We start from the raw sequence: 22453 nt of genomic DNA on the forward strand, positions 1-22453 counted from the left end.
TTTTAGTTTAAATTTGAATTTGAATTTGAAACTGAACGTTTTGATTAATTACAGGTTGTTCTAACCTAAGTGGTTCGATTAATATTGCTATAAGTTAACGTGATGCAATCAACTGAAACACTCAGTCAATGACATCACTGGCAACTAATAGATGACAACTAACAGATGGCGACTAATCACTAGCCACTAATGCCTAGTATAAGTACACATTTAAACTACAGGCACCATGAGCCCCCACCACTAATGCTTGCTCAATATCAGCGGTTTTAGACGGACCCGCAATAAATAATCCTAATTCGCCTGGCTGTAGTGCCACTTGTTTAACCGCTTGGTGCATGTTGGCGACAATATTGTCTTTGGCCAACGCCAATATCAGGTTTTCACAAATAAAAGGCGTTACTCGATGACTGGGTTGATTAACCCAAATAGCACCGTTTTCGGCCACACCAAGATCGCCAGGGATCACGGAAAAATCAATATCAGCCAGATCGTGAGCAGTCTCAGGCACTTGGCGATTACCTTTAATACTGTCCAATAACGAGATCACCTGCATATTTTGTTGGATCAATTCATCTACAGCCTGTTGTAGCGATGCTAAACCGCCTTCATGGTGCAGCGTGCCCGCTACTGTGTTCAAACTTGCATTAAATTGGCCAACAAGATCATCATTATTAGCCACTACATCTATGGCAGGCATGGCATGTTGAGCTAATGCCGATTGCTTTAGTGCAGATATAATAGTGTGTTTATTCGACATATTAACGGCTCCGATTCTTGTTATACCAGCTGGCAAAGCTAGACTCTGGTGCGACAGGCAACTCGCGATATTTACCCCATGCACCACTAAACGGCTTGAGTAAACTCCCCGGTAATACCCGCAGTGCTAATCTTGCTGCGGACATAGAGGTATTCATTAAGGTTTCATTAGCCATAAAACGGCCCACTAACGGCATATAGCCACCTTTGCCATACGGCAACCTCTTAGCTTCTGCTTTCAAACGACGATGATGGGCAATAATTTTATCTAATGGCACCATCGTTGGGCACACATAAGTACAACTGCCGCATAACGTACAGGCCCAAGGAATAGAGTTGGTATCGTCATGCTTAGCACCTACCGCAATACCAATAGGACCAGGAATAGTATAGTTGTAGCTATAACCGCCTGAACGGCGATACACAGGACAGGTATTTAAACAGCCGCCGCAACGAATACACTTTAACGACTCAGCTAAAATTTTGTCTTTCATCATCTCAGTGCGACCATTATCAACAATGATCACATGCATCTCGCCGCCCTCTTGTGGGCCACGGTAAAATGATGAATAAGTGGTAATAGGTTGCCCTGTGGCATTACGGGCTAATGTACGCAACAACACCCCAACAGAATCCATATCAGGAACCACTTTATCGATGCCCATTGAGTGCAATTGCAACTTAGGCAAGTTAGCGCCCATGTCTGCATTACCTTCGTTGGTACACACAACAATCGCACCTTGGTCTGCTATCGCCATATTGACACCGGTCATGGCAGCATCGGCAGTAAGGAATTTCTCTCTTAAATGCGCGCGAGCTGCACGGGTTAAATACAGTGGATCAGACTCACCGGCTTTAGTGCCTAACTGTTGATGAAATAACTCGCCCACTTCCTCTTTTTTCATGTGTATAGCGGGCACCACAATATGCGAAGGTGGCATGTTAGCGAGCTGAATAATTCGTTCACCTAAATCGGTATCAACCACTTCAATACCGTGGCGTTCTAAATACGGGTTCATGTGGCATTCTTCGGTTAACATCGATTTTGATTTAACCAGTTTTTTAACCTTATGTTTCGCTAAAATCCCATGAACAATTTCATTGTGTTGCTGGGCATCACTAGCCCAATGCACCTTAATGCCATTACTCAAGCATTGTTGTTCAAATTGCTCAAGGTACTGGGCTAAATGGCTCAAAGTATGCAGTTTTAGTTGCGAGCCAAGCAGCCTTAGTTGTTCCCATTCAGGCAAACTGCCTGCAGCGCGATCACGTTTTTCACGTAATGCCCACAGGGCTTTAGAATGCCAATCAACTCGGGTTTCATCGCGACAAAAAATATCAGCTTTATGGGCATGCACCTTAGAACCCGATGCGGTATATAGTTCGGTCATAGTGGCTCCTATAAAGCATCATTAATGATTTGGGCAATGTGGCGGGTTTCAATCGGTAATTTTTGACGACGGATCATGCCATCTAAATGCAGCAAGCATGAAGGATCAAACCCCACGACATACTTAGCACCCGTTGCCGCATGAGCTTGGGCTTTATCTTTACCCATTTTGGCCGACACCGCGCCTTCATCAACCGCAAACGTGCCGCCAAAACCACAACATTCATCAATACGAGCAGGATAGACAATCTCGAGCCCGGCAATGTTACCCAATACCGCTTCCACTTTATTAAAGCGTTGTTTACCCATTTGCTCTGTCGGCGTCGCTAAATTAAGCATACGAATACCATGACAGCTCATTTGCATGCTTATTTTGGCCGCTACAGGTCGAGCGAATGCTTTAATTGGGGCAATATCGTGCAAAAACTCCGTTAACTCATAAAGCTTACTAATAACCTCTTGGGCTTCTTGGCTGCCATCAAACTCATGGAAGTTTTCTTTAGCCGCCACCAAACAACTGGCAGCAGGACACACAATGGCATCACAATCGACACCTTTAAAAGCGTTGAGTAATTTAAGGGTGGTGTTTTTTGCTTCATCAAAACACCCCGAGTTTGTCATCGGCTGACCACAACAGGTTTGCCCAGCAGGAAATATGACTTCATGGCCTAACTTTTCTAATAATGTCAGTGTTGCAATGGCCACATCTGGCATCATTTGATTCACTAGACACGGTATAAATAGTGCTATTTTCATAAGTTGGTATATCCCCAGGCGCGTTATTACACATCGTCTGAGTGAGTTTAAAATCAACTCAGCAATGGCTAACGACTCATTATCGAGCCATCAATGTATGCTTATACCCTTATAAAATGTAGTGCTAATTAAGCAAATATCGCGGCAGACTTTTTCACTTTTGATCTGAATACGCTTTCATCAGCACCAAAAACTCACATCAATAACAACAAAAGCCGCTGCCCACAGATGAATCAGCAATGAATAAGTGCAACACCATGGTATACATCGATAAATGCTAACCAGTAGTTAACAATCTTTATAAATTCAACTCAGTAGCCTGCGACATTGTGTCGCAGTTTGGTGTTTTTATATTGTCAGAATGGTTGAGGTTAAGCACAATCATGTGATAGGTAACGTCGGAAACATCCCCCGTTTTAATAACTTATATCTAACTGACGTTATCGATTTTTGGTACACACTTTGGCGTTGTTTGGTTGATGGCTTTGAGTCGCAATCAAATGTCTACTCAATGCTTGGTGACTTTACTCAGCCTTTATCTGCTATGGGAATGGGGATAAAGGCTGATTAAAGGTATCAGTTTAAATCTGAATAAGATTATTGGGCCTCTATTGATATAGAGGCCTTTTTTTATGATTTTTTCACTTAAATTTTATATCTATACCCAATGATACTAACGCCCCAATTAAGGTTGTGATGACCACAGAGATCAGTGAGCCAATCAGTACATACTCCGTCATGCTTCGGTTGGCTGATTGATTTAACTCACCAAATCTGAATATCGACTTAGCGGCTAATACAAAGCCCACAGCGGCATAGCTGCCCACCAACGTAAACGTCAGTATTAATAATCGCTCTAGGTAACCAATCAACTCGCCACCCGCAACAAGGCCGCTCACATTTGCTGTCTTATCACTAACAGGACCTGCAACACCATCGGTGTCGGTAACGACGTCAGTATCCATTGCTGAGTTAACGATGGGATACTTATTCAACACAGCGCCAATCACAATTGAAGTTGGCTTTAGAATGAGTAAATAAGCAAACACCACCAACACGCCATCAGAGAAACGTTCATGCTGTAACACTGCCTCAATCGATGCGCCATCGGCAACATGAAAAGCAATCGCGGCCAATACCGAAACATGCAAAGCCTGATCAATAACAAAGTAGGCTAACTTATCTCCCTTTGGTGTAGTGACCTTCCATAAATCGATAATAAAATGACTTACCGCGACAATAACGATTAAGCACACCGTTGAACGCCAATCAATCCCGAGTGCCATTGCAGGCAGTAATAATGCAACACCCTGTAAAGTCGCGTGAAGGTACAACTCAGGTGAACGGTAAGTGCGAGCTTTTTTAGCTTCTACCCACCGATCGGTCTGAAGATAAAAGTCACAGATGGTGTGAATTAATAAAAATGGAATGAGCACGCTGAAAAAATCAAACATACTTGAGCCCCGCGACTTTCTTTATAAACCGACAATTTAACTCATGGATCAACGGCCAACCAGACGCTTTAAGTGACTTACTGACAGTGGCTGTAGCCACATCGAGCATGTCAGCTAACTCACTAATCGACAAATCCTCATTGGTTCGAAGCATTGGCAACATCACTTCACATTGGCGCGCAGTTAAGTCGTTAAGTTGCTTATCAAGATACTTAAACAGTAAGTCAAAATACTCAGTGAGAGCGATGCTATCGGAGCTAAACAATAATCGGTCATTCTTAAGGCCACTGAGTCCGCGGCCAGACAGCACAAATGCTTGCCCCATCGACTCCGACACCGACTCACGTAAATCAGCATTTGCAGCAATTGCAAAACTAATCCGGCTATCAAATGCTTTACCAAGCGCCTTAATGCCAATCCGGTATATAACGGTGTATCTCAACGCATTTTCAATATCATGCACGACAGACTGAAACTCATCACCGCGCTCAATACTGTGCGCATTTTCGCTATGCCCCTCGCTAATCCATGTCTGGATAGATTTGATCTGTTTAAGTAGTAGCTCAAACTGCGCAGAGGTTAGCTTTGTTGAGTCAACAATATCGCCAACAATCACGGCTATAGGTTTATTGGTAGGCTCCACATAACGCTCCTTTGTTTGCAGATTTAGACCAATTTAGCCAAAAATGGCTAATAATGCAAGCTTAGCCATTTTTGGCTAATAACGACTAAGTGCATTGATAGTACACAAGCTTATTTAGCCGTTTATGGCTAAAAATAGACATTTAGCCACTTTAGGCTAATGATAATATGCCAAGCAAGTCGACAGATACGTTGAGATAACAATCCTGACGCAGGTGGCATAAAGTATGACACCAATCAAAGCCAATAGATTATCTCACCATTACGACGAGCAGCTTAAATGCGAGCATCCACCTACCCCAAAGAACTCAGATGCCTTGAGTCGATAGTATTTGTCTTCAACTTCTTGAGATTGCTCTGCGTAAGGCTGGGTCATCACCTTCTGCAATTCTCGAACGAGTGCATAATTGCCAACACTGGCTTGCTGATAAGCAGGCACCAGCAACCACTCGCGTAAAGTAAATTTAGGGTTAACGCGTTGCATCTGCGCAATAATATCATCACGGTTACGTGGCTGTGTGTCAGCGTTTTCGTCTGCAATAAGCATCGTGCTATTGCCCTCGGTGCCTAATAGTGTTTGCCACTGTACTAACCAAGCAGACCAGCGTTGCTCCAACCCTTTTGGCCCTTGCGCTAAGTCTCGATAGAAACTGTTAGTCAGTGGACCAATATCATCAGGCAACGACGAAAGCTCACGGAAGAATATTGTGTAATCCACTGGGGTTTGCAGCATCAGCGTTTCAAGCTCATTAAATAACGCCGCATCAAAAGTGTTAAGCCCAAGCTTAGCCGCCCACATCTGCTCCAACTTTGTTTGCATCTCGGTGGCAAAACCATCGACCAACTGCTGAAGTTGGGTTAAGTCATCGGGTTTTGATATTAATAATGGGCTTAGTGCGGTGCAAAACATCAAGAAATTACGTTCTGCTGCCACGCCTTGATTCAAAAATGCAAAATGTTGTCCGCCACCCGTCCATGGTTGATATTGTGGATTGAACACATCGCAAAATCCAAACGGGCCGTAATCGAGCGTAAAGCCACCAGCAGCACAGTTGTCGCTATTAAAATTGCCCTGACAGTAACCAACACGGATCCAGTTCGCTATCAATGAAGTTAAACGGTTACGGAATTCACGCGCCAGCAAAAGCACTTTTTGTTCGTTAGTGAGTTTTTGGTCGATAACATCAGCGTATTCACGATCAATTAAATGCAACATCAACAGTTCAAGCTCTGCCATCGCTTGCGGGTGTTCCTGCGTGCGGGCACGGCGACCAAATAGCTCAAGTTGGCCAACCCGAATAAACGAAGGTGCCACACGTGTTGAAATAGCAACCGCCTCACTAATCATTTGGTCAGGATCTTGTTCGTTAGAGCCCTCAGAATACCAAGGCCGCTGCACCGTCTCGGTTTTAGACACATATAAACTCAGCGATCGCGACGTTGGTACGCCAAGCGCGTGCATGTGTTCTTGCGCGAGAAACTCACGCACACTGGATCGCAGCACTGCGCGACCATCTGCACCGCGGCAATATGGCGTGCGGCCACCGCCTTTAAGCTGCATTTCCCAGCGTTTATCGTTAATCACAGCCTCAAGCACAGAAACAGCTCGACCATCGCCGTAGCCATTACCCGTTCTAAAAGGACATTGTTGAATGTATTCGGTACCAAAAATGGACAATGCATATCCACACGCCCACCCAACCTTACTCATTGGTTCAGGAACGTTCGACAGGTCACCAGAGAATAAGCTCATAAAATCGGCAGACTGCGCCATGCTGTCAGCAAAACCCAATTCAGCAAACAAGCTGCTGCTGTGTGCTACATATTCTGGATTTTCAATTGAAGTCGGTTTTACAGGAACGTAGTGGCCAGAGAATACTTGTCGCGGCGCATGGTCGTCGCCATTAGCTGTCGCGTCAGGATCGCTGTTGAGCGTGTCCATCAATGAGTAGTTAACCAATTTAGCGAGATCGTCGACTGTCTCGACAGTAACGGGAGTTTGCTGGGACAGTTGATTAGTCATAGGGATACCTTGTTGTTTGAGTCGAAGGGTTGTTCACAACTTGATGGTTCATCGTGTCGACGATGATTCGATTTGTTCGATTTCTGGAAGCGGATCTTGTCAGCATATATGTCGAAGGCCTGCGCGGTATCATTAGAAAGAGCTTGAGAGAAATGGATGGAACCGACACCCATGGTAACGACTCATTATACTAATGGAAAGCTTAGCTTGCTGCATCTGCAAAGTATCTATTTCATCATATGATATATGGTATCTGAATTATGGCCTGCGGCCACTAACGTCGTGGCGCTTCACCCACACCAGATTTATCAAACTTCGTTTGAATTAGATCGCAAGGTTCCACCCTGCACGGGCCAAAAGGGGATCAACAGCAATCCCCTCTTTATTCTTTATAAAAGAATTGGCCCAGCCGCCCCGCAACATTTTCGCTATTTACAAAACAACAGCTGCGAAAAGGTAGCCATGGAGTTAAATTTAACTTTGACCTGTATTTGCAGACTGCTTCGGCCCATCTTGTAATAAAGAGTAAAAATGCTAACGCTTCCGATGGTACATCTGATGTGAATGGATTCACGAATGTCGTGATGGCAGGACGCCAAGAAACGACCTGTACCGTGAAAGCTAAGCTCACATCTGATAGGCAGGATGCCTGAATGCCTTGTAGCACATAGATGTGCGAGAAAGGCCATGTGAGCTTCACGCTATTTTCTTCAACATCCTCAAGTCTAGAGTTGAATTTGTACTTTTAAAGCCAAAAAATTAACTCATTTTTGCCCCGTTATGTGTTGGGCCTATGCTCGCAAATTCCCTGACGTTACTCTTTGACTTAATTTTTCTCATGTCTTTACTATATAGTAGCGCTTCACATCTCATATCGCCACGACGACAAATTTACGCTAAAAATGAATTTATTTTTAATTGGGTCGCCAACAAATAAAATAATATGTCGGAATGTAATAGTTGCCAGAAAAAGCTTTATAAACATGATAATGGTAAAATTAAATTGTGGTTTTATGTCGCATGTTTTTTTGAGTAAATGCCGTAAATATTTCAAATAACGATGAGCTTCAAGTATACTAAGGTCAAGCACTATATAGGAGGGTGAATCATGACAGCAACTGACTTTATTAATCAAAAGTTAAAGCGCTCTCGCCGCTATGTGTTCGAGCGTAAAGATTTCGACAATTATGCCAGCTATGACCAAATTGGTCGTGTTTTGAAAAAACTCGTGGCTCAAGGCGAACTGATGAAAGTCGGGTATGGTTTATACACTAAGTCAACGATCAACAGCCTAACTAATAAACCTATGCCAAAAAACCCAGGTGGCACTGATGCAATAATGCGTGAAATCTTAAAATTGCGTGGTGTAGATTTTGAAATGGATGCCATATCAAAAAAAAGCATCAATGGAAAATCCACTCAAATACCAGCGTCCATCCAGTACAAGTGGGATTCTAAGCAATTCAACCGCATCATTAAAGTTGGTAACAGGGTATTGAGTAATCGACAATGACCATATCAAAACTAAAAAAGCAGTTTCTCGAAATCTCTGATGCACTCGAATTAGGTAACCCATCCATCCCGGAAAAGGACTATTGGGTTGTGTCACTACTTGCTATGTTGGAAAATGTAAACAGTGAGCACCATCGACTTGTGTTTTCAGGTGGAACAGCTTTAGCTAAGTCAAACATTAAGATCATGCGTATGTCTGAAGACGTCGATATAAAATTGATTCCTACTTTGGAATTTCTCAACAAAGGTACAGAAGCGAAAAAAAGAGCTCGCAAAGTATTAGTTGAAGACCTCCTAACAATGTTAGCTGAGCACCCTTACCTAAAATACTTTAAAAAAACGGTTTTAGATTCATATCGCTATGTAGAAATCGAAATAGAGTACCCTCAACAATACAAACAAGCACCGTGTCTACGACCTTACATCAAACTTGAGCTCATTGAGACCATTGAACTTCAAGGGGTTGAATCTCGCACTATTTCATCGCTAGTGGCACAAAGCTACAAGCAACCTGCCGAAGTAAGCGCTATGTCGTGTATTTCCATTGATTCGACTTTGGTTGAAAAAGTGCTTTCCATGTTACGCCGCACCATGTCAGTCAAGCGTGATCCAAAGCGTATGGATGACGAGACATTGGTTCGTCACATCTACGATGTGCATTGTATTAGCTTAGAACATATGATTGATATGGACGTGTTAAAGCCGATTTTTAATGCTGTCTTAGAAGAAGATAAGGCGCGATATGGAAATCAACATCAGGAGTTTGTCGACGATCCGCATAATGAGTTAAAGCTGGGATTAGAAGAGCTAGAAACCAACGAATTATTTCATAAGCGTTTTGACGAGTTTGTAGCTCCAATGGTGTACAACTCAGATCCACATAACTTTGATACCTGCTTTGCTTCGTTTAAAGGGATTTCAGAGCAGCTTATCGCCTGACCCTCGATGCTGCCATTGCAGCTCTTAGCTACATCTTAACTGGTGCATGTTTTCTTTAAACAGATTTTTGTCCAGAAATAAGCTAGATAACTTCTAAAGTAATGTCCAACTTTCGTTAGCCAATACAGTTTCTTCTTGGTCTGGTATGGACTAAGCGCCACAACAGTCATAGCTATGTGCAAGACCTAATAGGTTTAATATAACCCGATTTGTCTTCACCGATCTCTAACACGTTAAGGTCTTCCATAAAGGTAAAAAAATCATCATTCTCATTAAGTTTTAAAAACACGTTTAATTCATTATTTTTAACAGAAAACTGACTATTTTTACATACAGACTCGACGCTAAGATTAAAGCTTCCTCCGCCATCGCTATTGTTCATTCTGTATTTCTTTACAAGCTCCTGCCCTCGAAGCATTTTTAACGTATCATTTTGACTCAATTGCAAAATATAAAACTTACTGTCCCGATTTATTTCTTGTGTTAACTCATTAGGTAATACGTATTGAGTATTCAATTTTACAAAATACTCGTCCTCAAAATTATAGTTTGGGTCATTCGTTGTAAATTCAAACTTAATCACTACGTCGTTATTACTAACCACGATTCCATTAGGGGCTTGAACCGCGACAACTATCTCACTTGGTTCAAGTTCTAGCGGATTGACACTCATCATTTTATACATTGTTGTTAGTGGAATACTGCTGCATCCAGAAACAGCACAAATCATCATTAAAAATATAAAAACAAATCTACGCTTCATAATCCGTTAATACCTTACTAAAAATTAATAGTACTGAAATCCATTTTATTAGTTTGATAAGCAAAACTAAACCTCTAATAGTTATACTCATTTATTTATGTTGTGTCACGTTCAACAGCAATGTATATCACACCACAGTTCTGATTTAGTGGGGTCAGGGTAAACTTTTATAAAAAGTAAATTGAAACATTGGCTTTTCTAAAACGTTACTGTCCATAAATGAGTCAGAATCCATGATTGGGAATGGTTAAATTCAACTCTGAACTTGAGACCGTTGAAGAAAATAGCGTGAGCCAGACAGGACGTCAGGCTAGCTTTCGCGGTACAGGATGTACTATCGAAAGCGTTAGCATTTTCGAGTAAGGCCGAGGCCGATTACAAACGAGATTCAAAGCTGGATAAATCCCCATGGCGACTTTTCGCAGCTCTTATTTTGTAAATAGCGAAAATGTTGCGGGGCTGATGTGGTCAACTAAATCTGTACACCAACAGGAGTTGCGTCTTTACGCTGCCATTTCGGCAGCCGCTGGCGTCATATAATTGTTATAACTATGACCACGTTTTGTATTGTAGTGCTTTAGTATGTAATTCAACGCATCCAGCTTCGCTTCATCAAAATTGTTGTAACCATACTTCGGCATCCATTCTGTTTTAAAACTTCTAAAAAAACGTTCCATTACCGCGTTATCCCAGCAGTTTCCTCGTCGACTCATACTCTGCGTTATTTGATATTTCCACAGCATTTGTCGATATTGAAGACTACTGTAATGGCAACCCTGGTCAGAATGAAACATCAGGTTTTGGGGCCGTCCACGACTTTCAAATGCCATTCTTAATGCTGCACAAGTCAAATCGGTATTCGGGCTGTCAGAGCAAGCCCAACCCACCACTTTTCTCGCATACAAATCCATTACCACGGCTAAATAGAGCCATTTGGTTCCTGACCAAACATAGGTCACGTCACCACACCAAACCTGATTTATTGCTTCAACGTTAAACTGCCGCTTTAACAAATTAGGGGCTATTTTAGATTCATCATTTGCTATCTTGTAACGATGCTTTCTGGGTTGGTTACTTATTAGCCCTGCATCTCTCATTAAACTCGCGGCCTTATAACGGCCAACATTTTCACCCAGTTGATTAAGCTGGCCTGCTATCGTTCTTGCCCCTGCAGAGCCACGACTATCACGGTGGATTGCAATCGCTTGCTGGCGCAGTTTCTCACGTTCAGGCTTCACTAATCCACGATGTTTGAGATGATAATGGTAGCTGCTACGCGGTATTTCAAACAAATGACAAAGCTGTTTGACGATGTTCTGCTCTCTCGATAACAATTCAATTAATGCTATCGTTTGATGTTGTCTTGCATTAAGAGAGCGGTAGCCTTTTTTAAGATATCTTTCTCCCATTCAATTTTCTTAATTTGCGCTTCAAGCTCTTGAATTCGTTTTTGTTCGGGAGTGATGGCATTAGCTGATGGAGTAATACCTTCAAATTCTTGTCTTAGCTGAGTTACCCAACGTCTAATCGCTGTCGGGCCTACGCCGGTTGCTTCACAAGCTTCTCGGATGGTGTAACCTTGTTTAATCACAAGGTTAGCGGTATCTATTCTAAATTCTGTTGAGTAAGTTGGTTGAGTCTTCATTACTGTTTACACCGTTTTATCTTAAGGGGATTTTACCTCAATCGGTGTACAGTTTCATTAAGCCACAATAGGCGGCTGGGAGTTCCAAGAGGGAACAGCCGTTGGTTTCCTCTTGGTCTGGTGTGGGTGAAGCGCCACGACGTTGGTGGCCGCAGGCCAATAAGCAATAAGCAATAAGCAATAATCTAAAAATAAACCTAAATTCATGCTCAATACCATTACCGAAATAACGCTATAATCGACCGATTTATGGTGGAGTTTATCGATGAGAATTCAAACGAAGTTTTAAAACTCTGGTGTGGGTGAAGCGCCACGACGTTAGTGGCCGCAGACCATGAAGCAATATCTAAAAACACCCTTTGTCCAAAGTAGGACAAACACCCAACTCCCCTATTCTACCGATTATCTGCCGTTGGCTTTTTCAGCAATTTGCGCTGCAAGGTTCTGCGGTGCATGCCCAGTTGGCGGGCAGTTTCTGATACGTTACCATTGTTGGTGGCGAGGACTTGTTGAATGTGTTCCCATTCAACCCGTTTGGGGTTAAGTGGTAGTTCTTCAATATCACCATAAGTCGTTGTAGTGTCTGGTGTGACTAATAATGCATTTAATAAGGTTTGAGTGTCGACGGGTTTGGCGAGGTAATTGTCTGCGCCGAGGCGGATGGCTTCTACCGCAGTCGCGATGCTGGCAAAACCAGTGAGCAATACCATGTGGACGTTGGGTAATAATTGTCTTAACGGTTTAATTAACGACAAACCATTATGTTCAGCCAGTTTCATGTCTAACACGATATGCGTTGGCACAAATTGCCTTGCCATTAATAAACTGTCGCTGGCGTGATGGCAGGTTTTACACTCAAAGCCATGTTTGCCAAGGCGGCGAGCTAAAATGGTCGCTAGGGCTAAATCGTCTTCTATAATCAATAGCTTGTTCATGATGTTCTCAATTCAGCTTGTATTTATTTCAACGTCTATTATTTCAACGTCAGTTTATTTCAACGTCTGTTTACTTCGACTCGCGTCTATTCGTTTAAAATAGCTTCAACTCGTTTTTTATACGCTTAACGGCAACGTCACGATGGCTTCTGTGCCGCATTCTGAATGTGGTTTAAGGTATAACTTACCGCCTAAACGCTCAAAGCTGGTGTGACTTAATAATACCGCGATGCCCATGCCTTTGGGACTTTTTACCATGTTACTGCCTAATGTTTGTAACAAATGAGTCGCAATGCCGACACCGTAATCACGTATAGTCATAGTCAGCTGATTGGGTTGTGACAAACCAATATTGATATCTACGCGGGTCTGGTGTTGGTTATCTTCACTGGCTTGAATGCCATTTTGAATTAACGCCATTAATGCAGGCAACAAGCTCATGTCGGTCATGACTATACGTGACTCAACTTGTGGTGCTATGGCGATATTCAGTTGCGCTTCTGGCATCAATAAACTGATTTGCTCGGTTAAGGTTGCCACTAACTCATCGACCCGCTGTTGTGCTAGTTTTTGCTCCCGTATCGATTCGGTCGCTAAACGTAAGTCAGCTAAGGTGACTTCGCAGCGATTCAGCGCTTGCTGCATTTCGCTGATCAATTCCAGTTGTTCTGCATCATGATGGGTATCGACTAACTCATCGGTGAGTAAACGCAATGTGGCTAACGGCGTTGCCAGTTGGTGGGCCATTTGCGCTGATGCGGTGCCTAAGGCCAATATCTTTTCCTGGCGTAACTGGCCTTCTCGTAAATAGCGCAGCTCGGCATTTTTTTGTCTTATTCGTTTGGCAATAAAGCCCACCGTGATGGTTAACACTAATGCCGAAATAACAAAATTAAACCACATGCCTAAATAGTGCGAGCCCATGTCCATACTGTGGCTTGCAGGCATAACATGATTTGCAGCCATTGCCTGGTTTGCTTGCATAACGTGGTTAATTGGCATTTGGCTCATATCATGATCCATTAACGGGCTATTATTTTGCTTGGTGATATCAACAATCATCAAAGTATAAAATATCGTCGATACGATGGTTAAGCACCAAGGTGCCCATAGGGGTAAGGTAATTGCAGAAATCGCAATCGGTAATAACAGCAATGAAACAAAGGCATTGGTTGCTCCACCGGTAAAATATAACCAGGTAGCCCAGAACAAGGTGTCTAACAATAAGGTTAAAAACAACAAACCATTGTGGTTCATGCTGAGTCGATGAAATCGATAGCTAAAGCCGACATAACAAGCTTCAAAAATGAGCACGTAAGACAAAGTCACCGGAGGTGTTGTTAAGCCAAATAAGTCTGTAGCAAACAAAATAAGGCCGATTTTAAGGCCCCAATTGACTAATCGCAGTAAGGCTAATTGTTGCTGACTTGTATTAAAAGGCAGACTAGCATTTGTCATACTATTATTTATCCTAATTTTTATGATGTATTAAGCTAAAGAACCCGCTTTCAAATGTTAGAGCCTTACAACACGGCAATTGTAGAGCATTTTATCAAAAATTTACCCTTGCAGTGCCAATATTAACGATATTAATTCAGCGAAGCAGACTCACTTTTTTAGTCAAAAATAAAGTAAACAACTAACAAAAACGCCTCGCATACCGTTAAATATGTAGATACAATGCATATCGATTCAAATAACAAAATCAACCAACTGCATTATAACCCCTCTGACAGGGTTATTAACGCATTTGGACGTTGTCTGTGTTTTCATTCATAGGTCATTTTTTCGAAATGTAACCTTTTTAAATATCTAATAATAAAACGATAAAACCAAGGAAGTTGTTCAATGATTAACGACATTATATCGCTCACCAACAATGTGCTGTGGGGCGAATACCAAGTGCTCATTTATATATTGGTATTTGCCGGTGTGTGGTTTTCATTGAAGTTAAGATTTATTCAACTTCGCCATTTTGGTTATATGTTTAAAGTAATGAAAGGCAGTACTCAAGGTGACAAATCGGGCATTAGCTCGTATCAAGCCTTGTGTACCGGTCTTTCTGCCCGTGTCGGTACTGGTAATTTAGCCGGTGTCGCCATGGCAATATCACTCGGTGGTAGCGGTGCGGTATTTTGGATGTGGGTTATCGCGCTACTGGGTATGGCGACCGGATTTGCCGAAAGCATTTTAGGTCAGCTATATAAAGTGCGAGACGATCATAAAGAATACCGCGGAGGACCCGCCTATTATATCCGCGCAGGACTGAATAAACCTTGGTTAGCGGTACTATTCGCATTATGTTTATTCCTTGGTTACGGCATTAGTTTCAGTGCCATGCAAGCCAACACCATCACCGACGCACTCAACCACACCTTCGAAATTTCACCCGTTTATTCTGGAGCGGTCATTACTTTAATTGCTGGCATTATTGTTATGGGAGGCCTTCGCAGCATTGCGCGTTTTGCCGAGTTCGTGGTGCCTTTTATGGGCTTAGCATTTATTTTGGCAGCGGTAACCGTCACCATTATTAATATCCAACAAGTCCCTGGGGTATTGATGGATATTATTAACTCTGCTTTTGGGTTAAATGAAGCAGCAGCTGGTGCGCTCGGTGCTGCGATTAAAAATGGTATTCAACGCGGGTTATATTCTAACGAAGCTGGCGCAGGCAGTGTGCCACATGCGGCAGCGGGCGCCACTCCGGTGCCAAATCACCCGGTTGCGCAAGGTTACGTACAAATGCTTGGGGTGTTTATTGACACTATGGTGTTGTGTAGCTGTACCGCCATTGTGATTCTTCTGGCTCAAGGTAGTATTGGCAGTGAAATGGAAGGTATTCGTATCACTCAAAACGCCATGACTTACCATATGGGCATAAGCGGCGATATGTTTGTTGCCATCATTATTACCCTATTCTCTTTTACTTCTGTAGTAGCAAACTACGCCTACGCAGAAAGTAACTTGCATCTATTTAAACTCGACAACATCTATGGCCGCACCATTTACACACTATTGTATTTAGGCATGGTGTATTGGGGAGCCAACGCCTCATTAAAAGAAGTGTGGAACATGGCCGACATGGCGTTAGGATTAATGACGGTAGTGAACATCAGTGCCATTATGCTGTTAACCCCGACCATCGTAAATTTAACCCGTGATTATCAAGTTAAACTTAAAACCACTAACAAGCCTGAGTTCAAACTGGCCGATGTAGAAATACAAGGTAAAACCGAAAAAGGGGTTTGGTCTTAGCCTTTAATCAGCGCATTTTTACAATGGATTTAACTTCAGTGTAAATTGAGTGCTTAGTTTTGAAAGCGGAATTGAATACATTAGTTCAATTCCGCTTTATCGTTAATAACGGCTCATTATAGCCGTACTAATATAACGCCAATATCAAAATGCCACCATTACATCACTACTAGGGGCTGTTGATCTTTGTTTGAATTTTGTGCGAAGAAGGTAATCTCGTATAATTCACTTCGCCAAAAACAAATACAACGAGATTACCATGCCCCGATTAATGCTCACTGATGAGATGTGGTCGAAGCTAAAAGCTATTCTGCTTGATGATAGAGTTTATAACAAGCAAGAGCATCGATTTACGATGGAAGGTATCCTTTACCGATTGCGTGTTGGCTGCCCTTGGCGAGATTTACCTGAATATTTTGGCTTATGGAATACCATTTACCGTCGATTTTTACTGTGGTCAAGAAAAGGTATTTTACTTAGGCTGTTCAAAACATTATCGACTAATAGTGATACTGAATGGGAATTTATTGATGGAAGTTATGTAAAAGCCCATCAACACAGTTCAGGTGCATCATCTGATGAAAATCAAGCAATTGGGTTAAGTCGTGGTGGTAATACAAGCAAAATCCATCTCGCGGTAGATAGCTATGGTTTACCGATAGAATTCATTGTTACAGGTGGAGAAGTTCATGATAGCAAAGCAGCTAATGCCCTTATTGAATTATTGCCACAAAGTCATTTTATTATTGCAGACAAAGGCTACGACAGTGAAGCGATTAGAGATAAAGTGCGTGAATGTGGTTCAAAGCCAGTGATCCCTAGAAGACAAAATTCGAAGCAAGGAAATGGCGATATCGATTGGTGTTTATACAAATATCGGCATTTAGTTGAAAATGCTTTTGCTCGGCTCAAGCATTTTAGAGCGATAGCTACCCGCTATGATAAATTGAAAATTAATTTTGAAAGCCTGCTGGCTCTAGCTTGCTCTATAATTTGGCTGCCAATGTGAAAGATCAACAGCCCCTAGTACAACGCTAATGTCACAACACCAATATCACAATACCAATATCACAATACCAATATCACAACACCACTCATGCTTATCCACTGCATTTATCCGTCAATTTTGTAATTCAAATAACCTCTCGTGAATGCAGTTTTGTTGTTTAAACGACATTATTTGCTCAATTAGGAATCGTTCATATCAAATCCATAATTAAGCATAATCAGCAACAATGGCCATTATGGTTAAAAAATTGCCAAAAGATACTGGCCTTATCTCATAGGGTTAACGTAAAATAGCCAACTAACCAAAGAGGATGTAATGGCTAATATTTCTAAATTCGATCGCGATGACGTACTTGAAAGAGCAAAAAACCTGTTTTGGCAGAAAGGTTTTTTGGCCACATCAACGCGAGAAATTCAAACAACTATGGACATGCGACCAGGCAGTATTTATGCCGCATTTGGTAGTAAAGCTGATTTATATCAAGCGACACTTATTCGTTATGCTCAAACGGGCGAACGTAATTTAAATAATATGTTACAACAACATGATCGTGCATGGGTTGGATTAACACATTATCTACGTGGGCTGATTAAACCATGCTGTGAAGGTTCACCCAGTGAATTGTGCATGTTAGTAAGGACGTTATCTGAATTAGATGAATCTCATCTAGATACATTAAACGTTGCCCGTGAGCAGCTCAACAAATTTGAACAACGATTTGCCAGTATTATTGACCAAGCCAAACTTGAAGGCGACTTACCTGCCCATTTAGACAGTCAACTCACGGCGAAGAAAATTCAAATCAACATTATTGGTTTGCGATCTTATTTAAAAGCAACCAATGACGTTGACATAGTGAGACAACAGCAAGAAGAGTTTTTTAAACAACTTGCTACTGCTTAAACACAAAAAAACGCCTTATTGAGGCGCTTTTTTAACTCACGTTTTAACTCACGTTTTAACTCACATTTTAGTCAATGCCAGAATATCATGCTAACTATCGACTTCATGAGTAGATCGTCGCATCTCAAATTCAAATTCAAATAATAACAGCACTAACCATCGCAAATTGTATCAACACGGTTCAGTATCGTACAGATTACTTACGTGTCGCTCTTAACATCCACGCCGTTTTCTCGTGTATCCGCATACGGTCAGACACTAAGGCTACCGTTGACTCATCATCAGCAGCTTGTGCTAACTTAAGCACTTGTCGCGATGTTTTAACGACTTGCTCATGGCCTAGGGTAAGTAAGTCAACCATATCAGTAGAACTCGGCACACCTTCTACTTCTTTAATAGAACTCAGGCGCGCAAACTCTTTATACGTTCCCGGTGCGGCCACATCCAAGGTACGAATACGTTCGGCAATATCATCGACCGCTGTCGCAAGTTCAGTGTAATGTTCTTCAAACATTAAGTGTAATTCGCGAAAATGTACCCCGGTAACATTCCAATGGAAATTATGGGTTTGCAAATAAAGCGTGTAAGAGTCAGCCAATAAACTTTTTAAGCCTTCGGCAACTTTTAGTCGGTCATCTTTTTTTATACCAATATCGATGTCAGTCATTTTATTCCTCGTAAAGTAGAATTAATTAGTCATAACATTACAGCATTTGTATAAATGGTGATTACAAGCCAGCAAGATTAATAATAAACACCTCTACTATTAACATGTTGCTTACATTGTATCTCAGCGAGTATTTATCGTCGTTTTATTAAACCAATAAAAACACTCGCCGTTAAAACAAATATTACACCACTAATAAAACGGGTCTCAATTCAAATAAAGTGCATTTAGTAAAGCAAATGACTTAATTGAATGTCTACATAAATTAACGTCATAAACTCGCGTAAAATAAATCATTTCGAGTCAATCAATCGTGTTTTCGCTAACTCATCGTTAATGCTAGTGAGTATTTATACTAACATTACCACTTAATGGATCAACCGCTGGCCATTAAACTCTGTTAATAATTTTAGATTAATCTGCGTAACGAAACATTGAAGCGGATCTCATATGGCTGCTCTACGCGGAAACAACACAAAATACATATATATGACCACCACAAGATTAATTAGCAACACAATCACACTGAGCAGGCTAAAGTGGCTCATCATTTCGTAAAGCTCAAAAGGTAAATAGATTGCGCCACTAAAAAGTGCAAACCATTGAGTCCAACGCATGTTATGCCATAAACCATAGGCTTCAATAAAGCGCACCAAAGTATATGCCGCAGCTCCTAATGCTAATAACGTCAGACTTGATTGCGATACCGATCCTATCATTGCAATAAAAATACTCGGGTAATGACTTGCAGGGTTTAGGTGTAAATGCGTCACCCATTGTGTTGCCAACACCGACAAATTTGCACCAGCATACGCATGTAAGCCTATTGCAACCAATAAAGCCAATACGCCTTTACTTGCTTCTAGCATCGCTATAGCTCGTACCCCTTTATCTGAAGGTATCATCTCTCGCGTTTCCAGTTTAAACAGATTGACCTATCTTAACGGCTGTTAATAACCACGCCTATGAATATTTTATCGATAAAAAAAAGCACTTCGGTTGAAGTGCTTAGTCAGCGAATGTCATCCAGTTTATGGTAGAGAATAACGTAAAATACGTTTAACCACTTGGCTATATTGACGTAAAAAAGGCCCTGTATGATAAGCAATCCCATGGCGGGCAAATATTGCCACCACTTGTGGCGCCACTTGCTGGTAGCGTGACGATGGTAAGTCTGGGAACAAATGATGTTCTATTTGAAAACTCAAGTGACCAGTAAATATATGAAACAATTTGCCACCGAGAATGTTTGACGACCCTAACGCCTGACGATAATACCATTGACCTTGAGTTTCATTTTCACACTCTGCTTGGCTAAAGGTATGTACATCGGTGGTAAAATGGCCACAAAAGATAATGGTAGACGTCCATAGATTGCGAATTAGATTAGCCATTAAGTTACCACATATCACCCACAAAAATAGTGGACCTGCCAGCAGAGGAAATAGCAGGTAATCTTTGATTAGTTGCTTACCACCTTTACTAAAAAAACGACGTTTGAGCTCACTAGCATCAACTTTTGATGATCGGTCTTGTTTCTTTTTACCCATAAAAACACGTTCTGCAGCGAGTTCATGGTAAGACACACCCCATTGAAATAGCATACTTAAATTAACGTAAGTAATAAATTGCCATAGGTTTTTAACCCGCCACGAAAAATCATTCGACAAACGCAGCAAACCATAACCAAAATCACGGTCCTTACCTATTACATTGGTGTAAGTGTGGTGTTCGTAATTATGGATCCGTTGCCAACTTTTACCATCACAGGCGATGTCCCAATCAAACTGACGCGAGTTAATATGAGGATCGTTCATCCAATCATATTGCCCATGCAGCACATTATGACCAATTTCCATATTGTCGAGAATTTTGGCGCTCGCTAAGCTCAACACCCCCACAACCCAGCATAGTGGATGGATAAACCCGAGCATCAATAACACACGACCGCCCCACTCTAAAGCGCGTTGCCACACAATCACTTTACGAATGTAAGCAGCATCAGTGGCACCAACCTCGCTTAAAGTTTGGCGCTTTAAGTCATCTAACTCGTTAGCTAACAACTCAAAATTAATATTTTTATTCATCGATTTATAATTCCAACTCAAGTGGCGTCACTGCCTGAGAAATGCATAATTGGATCAATTGTTCACCTTGTTGCGATAGCTCACCGGTGCGTAAATTTCTAACCACGCCCGTTTTTTTCACACACTGGCATTGGTGACACACACCAATACGGCAGCCAAAATTGGCAGTTATTCCCTGTAGTTCTAAACCATTTAGCAAAGTATCGTTCGTTGCTAATATAAGTTGGGTTTGTTTGCCTCGCTGCGTTAACTGAATATGCTGGTGGCCGTTATCTGTTTGGGGCAATACCGGTGCTTGAAAGTACTCGGCTTGACGGTGTTGTGGCGGGTGATTAATGGCATCTAATTGGCAGTCAACATCTTGCTTAAACTTGCCGGGACCGCAGATCAACACTTGGCTCGCTGCTGGGCAATCCTGTAATGCAGCAGCTAAACTGTCGCCATTTTTACGCACCAACATTTTCACAGAGAGCTGAGGGATCTGTTGCGCTAAAGCAGTAAGTTCATCAACATATAAGTGCTCGCCGGCTTTAGCAAAATAGATGAGCTGAATAGGGCTTAATGATTGCAATACTGATCGTTCTATAGACAATGCCAATTGATGCAACATAGCCATAAACGGAGTAATACCACTGCCTGCAGCAACAAACCATAATGGGGTTTCAGGCAGGTCAACAACACTCTCACCTAGCACAAAATCACCTTGCGGCGCGCTTAAGTTAACATAACAACCAGCAGTGATATGCCGACTTAACCCTGAGGTAAAAGCGCCATTCGCGTTATGTTTAATGGTTAAGCGAATAACCCGTGTTTTGGGGTATTGAGCATGATGTTGTTCGGGCGACGACGAAATAGAGAAAGGCCGCGTCATTAACCGTCCATTTAGCTCAACCGTTAATAACACATGTTGGCCAGCTTTGGCTTGCGGCCAAGATTTTTGCGGAGCTAACTCAAGCTGTAATACATCATCGCGAAGCGGTTTAACTGACAAAACCTGGGCACGAAACCAGTGGGCTCGCCACGCTGGCTTAACACGTTGGATAAGCGGCTCGAAATAACTGCCTAATGATTCAGTATGAAATAAGGTTTTAGCAGTGACTTTGTTAAGTTGGGTCAATAAATTCATTTATAGCGTACACGTGTTAGCTCAGTTTCGGCGCACGATTGTATGCTGAAATAACATCGAGGCGCAAGTGGCTGTTGACGCTATTTAACACATTATTAAAAAGGCGATTGAATGAGGCTTTAAATGACAACCCATTTCTAATAATAGAGATTATGACGATAAATAGTGGATATTGAGATGTTATCGAAATAACAAATATAACGATTAAACACTCATGGGATAGCTTAACGGCGTGAGGTTTTAATTAAGCTTAACGGTTTTTGGCATCGAAATGACACTGGTGACATCGGTTTAATCGCCAGGACCAGATGTTCTTTCAAGGTTGTTTTTGCAGCGAATTGTTGGTTATGACTTAAATAAAAGCTACAAGGCAGAGGCTTTGTAGCTCTTATTTGCATTAAAAGCCGATAACACAGTAGAAATGACCAACAAACCCTGTCCGAAGGGTTCGGCTAAAAAATTTTACTCTTTGTTGAGCTCAAAGTGAACGCGAATAAGAACAATAACCAACGGAATCAAAAATATAAATGATATGTTAACCAGCCCACTAAAGTCATTTAGCGCTGGTATATCGCCAATATTGTTAACGAT

20 protein-coding genes are annotated in these 22453 nt (G+C 41.8%); 6 read left to right on the plus strand and 14 right to left on the minus strand.

The window, feature by feature from the left end; all coding sequences use genetic code 11:
* Positions 1-193: 193 nt before the first annotated feature.
* From HNW13_RS07925 to HNW13_RS07935, 3 genes are read right to left on the minus strand one after another with little or no spacing between them, the layout of a single operon-like run.
* Positions 194-757 carry an LUD domain-containing protein gene (locus HNW13_RS07925; protein ID WP_192114826.1) on the minus strand — a complete coding sequence of 188 codons (564 nt, stop codon included), beginning with the start codon at positions 755-757 and terminating at the stop codon, positions 194-196.
* A 1-nt stretch (position 758) separates the two neighbouring features.
* Positions 759-2147, minus strand: coding sequence for an LUD domain-containing protein (locus tag HNW13_RS07930; RefSeq protein WP_011637317.1), 1389 nt, complete (start codon positions 2145-2147; stop codon positions 759-761).
* An 8-nt stretch (positions 2148-2155) separates the two neighbouring features.
* Positions 2156-2902, minus strand: a complete 747-nt coding sequence (locus HNW13_RS07935) for a (Fe-S)-binding protein (RefSeq protein WP_192114825.1) — start codon at positions 2900-2902, stop codon at positions 2156-2158.
* A 385-nt stretch (positions 2903-3287) separates the two neighbouring features.
* Between HNW13_RS07935 and HNW13_RS07940 the strand changes: the two genes are divergently transcribed.
* Entirely contained in the window at positions 3288-3473 is a 186-nt protein-coding gene (locus tag HNW13_RS07940) for a hypothetical protein (RefSeq protein ID WP_192114824.1), read from the plus strand.
* Between the two features lie 70 nt (positions 3474-3543).
* On the opposite strand, the gene HNW13_RS07945 is transcribed toward HNW13_RS07940, so the two are convergent.
* The 3 genes from HNW13_RS07945 to HNW13_RS07955 form a co-directional block, all read right to left on the minus strand.
* The gene (locus HNW13_RS07945) at positions 3544-4356 is read right to left on the minus strand and encodes a DUF3307 domain-containing protein (RefSeq protein WP_192114823.1); all 813 of its coding nucleotides are present in this window, start codon (positions 4354-4356) and stop codon (positions 3544-3546) included.
* Entirely contained in the window at positions 4349-4999 is a 651-nt protein-coding gene (locus HNW13_RS07950) for a MarR family transcriptional regulator (protein ID WP_192114822.1), read from the minus strand. The genes HNW13_RS07945 and HNW13_RS07950 overlap by 8 nt, the downstream gene beginning before the upstream one ends.
* 261 nt (positions 5000-5260) lie before the next feature.
* Positions 5261-7021 (minus strand): protein adenylyltransferase SelO family protein, encoded by a 1761-nt coding sequence (locus HNW13_RS07955; RefSeq protein WP_192114821.1) that lies wholly within the window; start codon positions 7019-7021, stop codon positions 5261-5263.
* A gap of 1108 nt (positions 7022-8129) precedes the next feature.
* On the opposite strand from HNW13_RS07955, the gene HNW13_RS07960 reads away from it, so the two are divergent.
* Both HNW13_RS07960 and HNW13_RS07965 read left to right on the plus strand, forming a co-directional pair.
* A complete protein-coding gene (locus HNW13_RS07960) occupies positions 8130-8534 on the plus strand; it encodes a DUF6088 family protein (RefSeq protein WP_182770863.1) in 405 nt (134 codons plus the stop codon).
* Entirely contained in the window at positions 8531-9472 is a 942-nt protein-coding gene (locus HNW13_RS07965) for a nucleotidyl transferase AbiEii/AbiGii toxin family protein (RefSeq protein ID WP_194956081.1), read from the plus strand. The genes HNW13_RS07960 and HNW13_RS07965 overlap by 4 nt, the downstream gene beginning before the upstream one ends.
* 172 nt (positions 9473-9644) lie before the next feature.
* Here the strand turns inward: HNW13_RS07965 and HNW13_RS07970 are convergent, their stop codons facing one another.
* From HNW13_RS07970 to HNW13_RS07985, 4 genes are all read right to left on the minus strand, one after another.
* The gene (locus tag HNW13_RS07970) at positions 9645-10235 is read right to left on the minus strand and encodes a hypothetical protein (protein WP_192114820.1); all 591 of its coding nucleotides are present in this window, start codon (positions 10233-10235) and stop codon (positions 9645-9647) included.
* Between the two features lie 503 nt (positions 10236-10738).
* A protein-coding gene (locus HNW13_RS07975; RefSeq protein WP_192114819.1) for an IS3 family transposase occupies positions 10739-11880 on the minus strand; the annotation gives its coding sequence in 2 pieces (ribosomal slippage) (positions 10739-11634 and positions 11634-11880; 1143 coding nt in all).
* Positions 11881-12275: 395 nt separating this feature from the next.
* Positions 12276-12815: a response regulator gene (locus tag HNW13_RS07980; protein WP_102036286.1), complete on the minus strand. Its 540-nt coding sequence runs from the start codon at positions 12813-12815 to the stop codon at positions 12276-12278.
* Between the two features lie 117 nt (positions 12816-12932).
* Positions 12933-14273, minus strand: a complete 1341-nt coding sequence (locus HNW13_RS07985; protein WP_192114818.1) for a HAMP domain-containing sensor histidine kinase — start codon at positions 14271-14273, stop codon at positions 12933-12935.
* A gap of 390 nt (positions 14274-14663) precedes the next feature.
* Here HNW13_RS07985 and HNW13_RS07990 point away from each other — a divergent pair, with 390 nt between their 5' ends.
* The 3 genes from HNW13_RS07990 (at position 14664) to HNW13_RS08000 (ending at position 17982) form a co-directional block, all read left to right on the plus strand.
* Positions 14664-16070 (plus strand): alanine/glycine:cation symporter family protein, encoded by a 1407-nt coding sequence (locus tag HNW13_RS07990; protein WP_162023001.1) that lies wholly within the window; start codon positions 14664-14666, stop codon positions 16068-16070.
* A 259-nt stretch (positions 16071-16329) separates the two neighbouring features.
* Positions 16330-17079 carry an IS5 family transposase gene (locus HNW13_RS07995; RefSeq protein ID WP_124011573.1) on the plus strand — a complete coding sequence of 250 codons (750 nt, stop codon included), beginning with the start codon at positions 16330-16332 and terminating at the stop codon, positions 17077-17079.
* A 315-nt stretch (positions 17080-17394) separates the two neighbouring features.
* Entirely contained in the window at positions 17395-17982 is a 588-nt protein-coding gene (locus tag HNW13_RS08000) for a TetR/AcrR family transcriptional regulator (protein WP_192114817.1), read from the plus strand.
* A 196-nt stretch (positions 17983-18178) separates the two neighbouring features.
* On the opposite strand, the gene HNW13_RS08005 is transcribed toward HNW13_RS08000, so the two are convergent.
* From HNW13_RS08005 to HNW13_RS08020, 4 genes are all read right to left on the minus strand, one after another.
* A complete protein-coding gene (locus HNW13_RS08005; protein ID WP_101088438.1) occupies positions 18179-18649 on the minus strand; it encodes a Dps family protein in 471 nt (156 codons plus the stop codon).
* A gap of 446 nt (positions 18650-19095) precedes the next feature.
* Positions 19096-19554: a DUF2127 domain-containing protein gene (locus tag HNW13_RS08010; protein ID WP_192114816.1), complete on the minus strand. Its 459-nt coding sequence runs from the start codon at positions 19552-19554 to the stop codon at positions 19096-19098.
* 126 nt (positions 19555-19680) lie between these two features.
* Complete coding sequence (locus HNW13_RS08015; RefSeq protein WP_101088440.1) at positions 19681-20736, minus strand: acyl-CoA desaturase; 1056 nt, start codon at positions 20734-20736, stop codon at positions 19681-19683.
* Positions 20737-20740: 4 nt separating this feature from the next.
* Positions 20741-21862: an iron-sulfur cluster-binding domain-containing protein gene (locus HNW13_RS08020; RefSeq protein WP_192114815.1), complete on the minus strand. Its 1122-nt coding sequence runs from the start codon at positions 21860-21862 to the stop codon at positions 20741-20743.
* Positions 21863-22453: the final 591 nt, after the last annotated feature.

It is taken from the genome of Shewanella sp. BF02_Schw, assembly GCF_014596695.2.
In the GTDB taxonomy this organism is placed as follows: domain Bacteria; phylum Pseudomonadota; class Gammaproteobacteria; order Enterobacterales; family Shewanellaceae; genus Shewanella.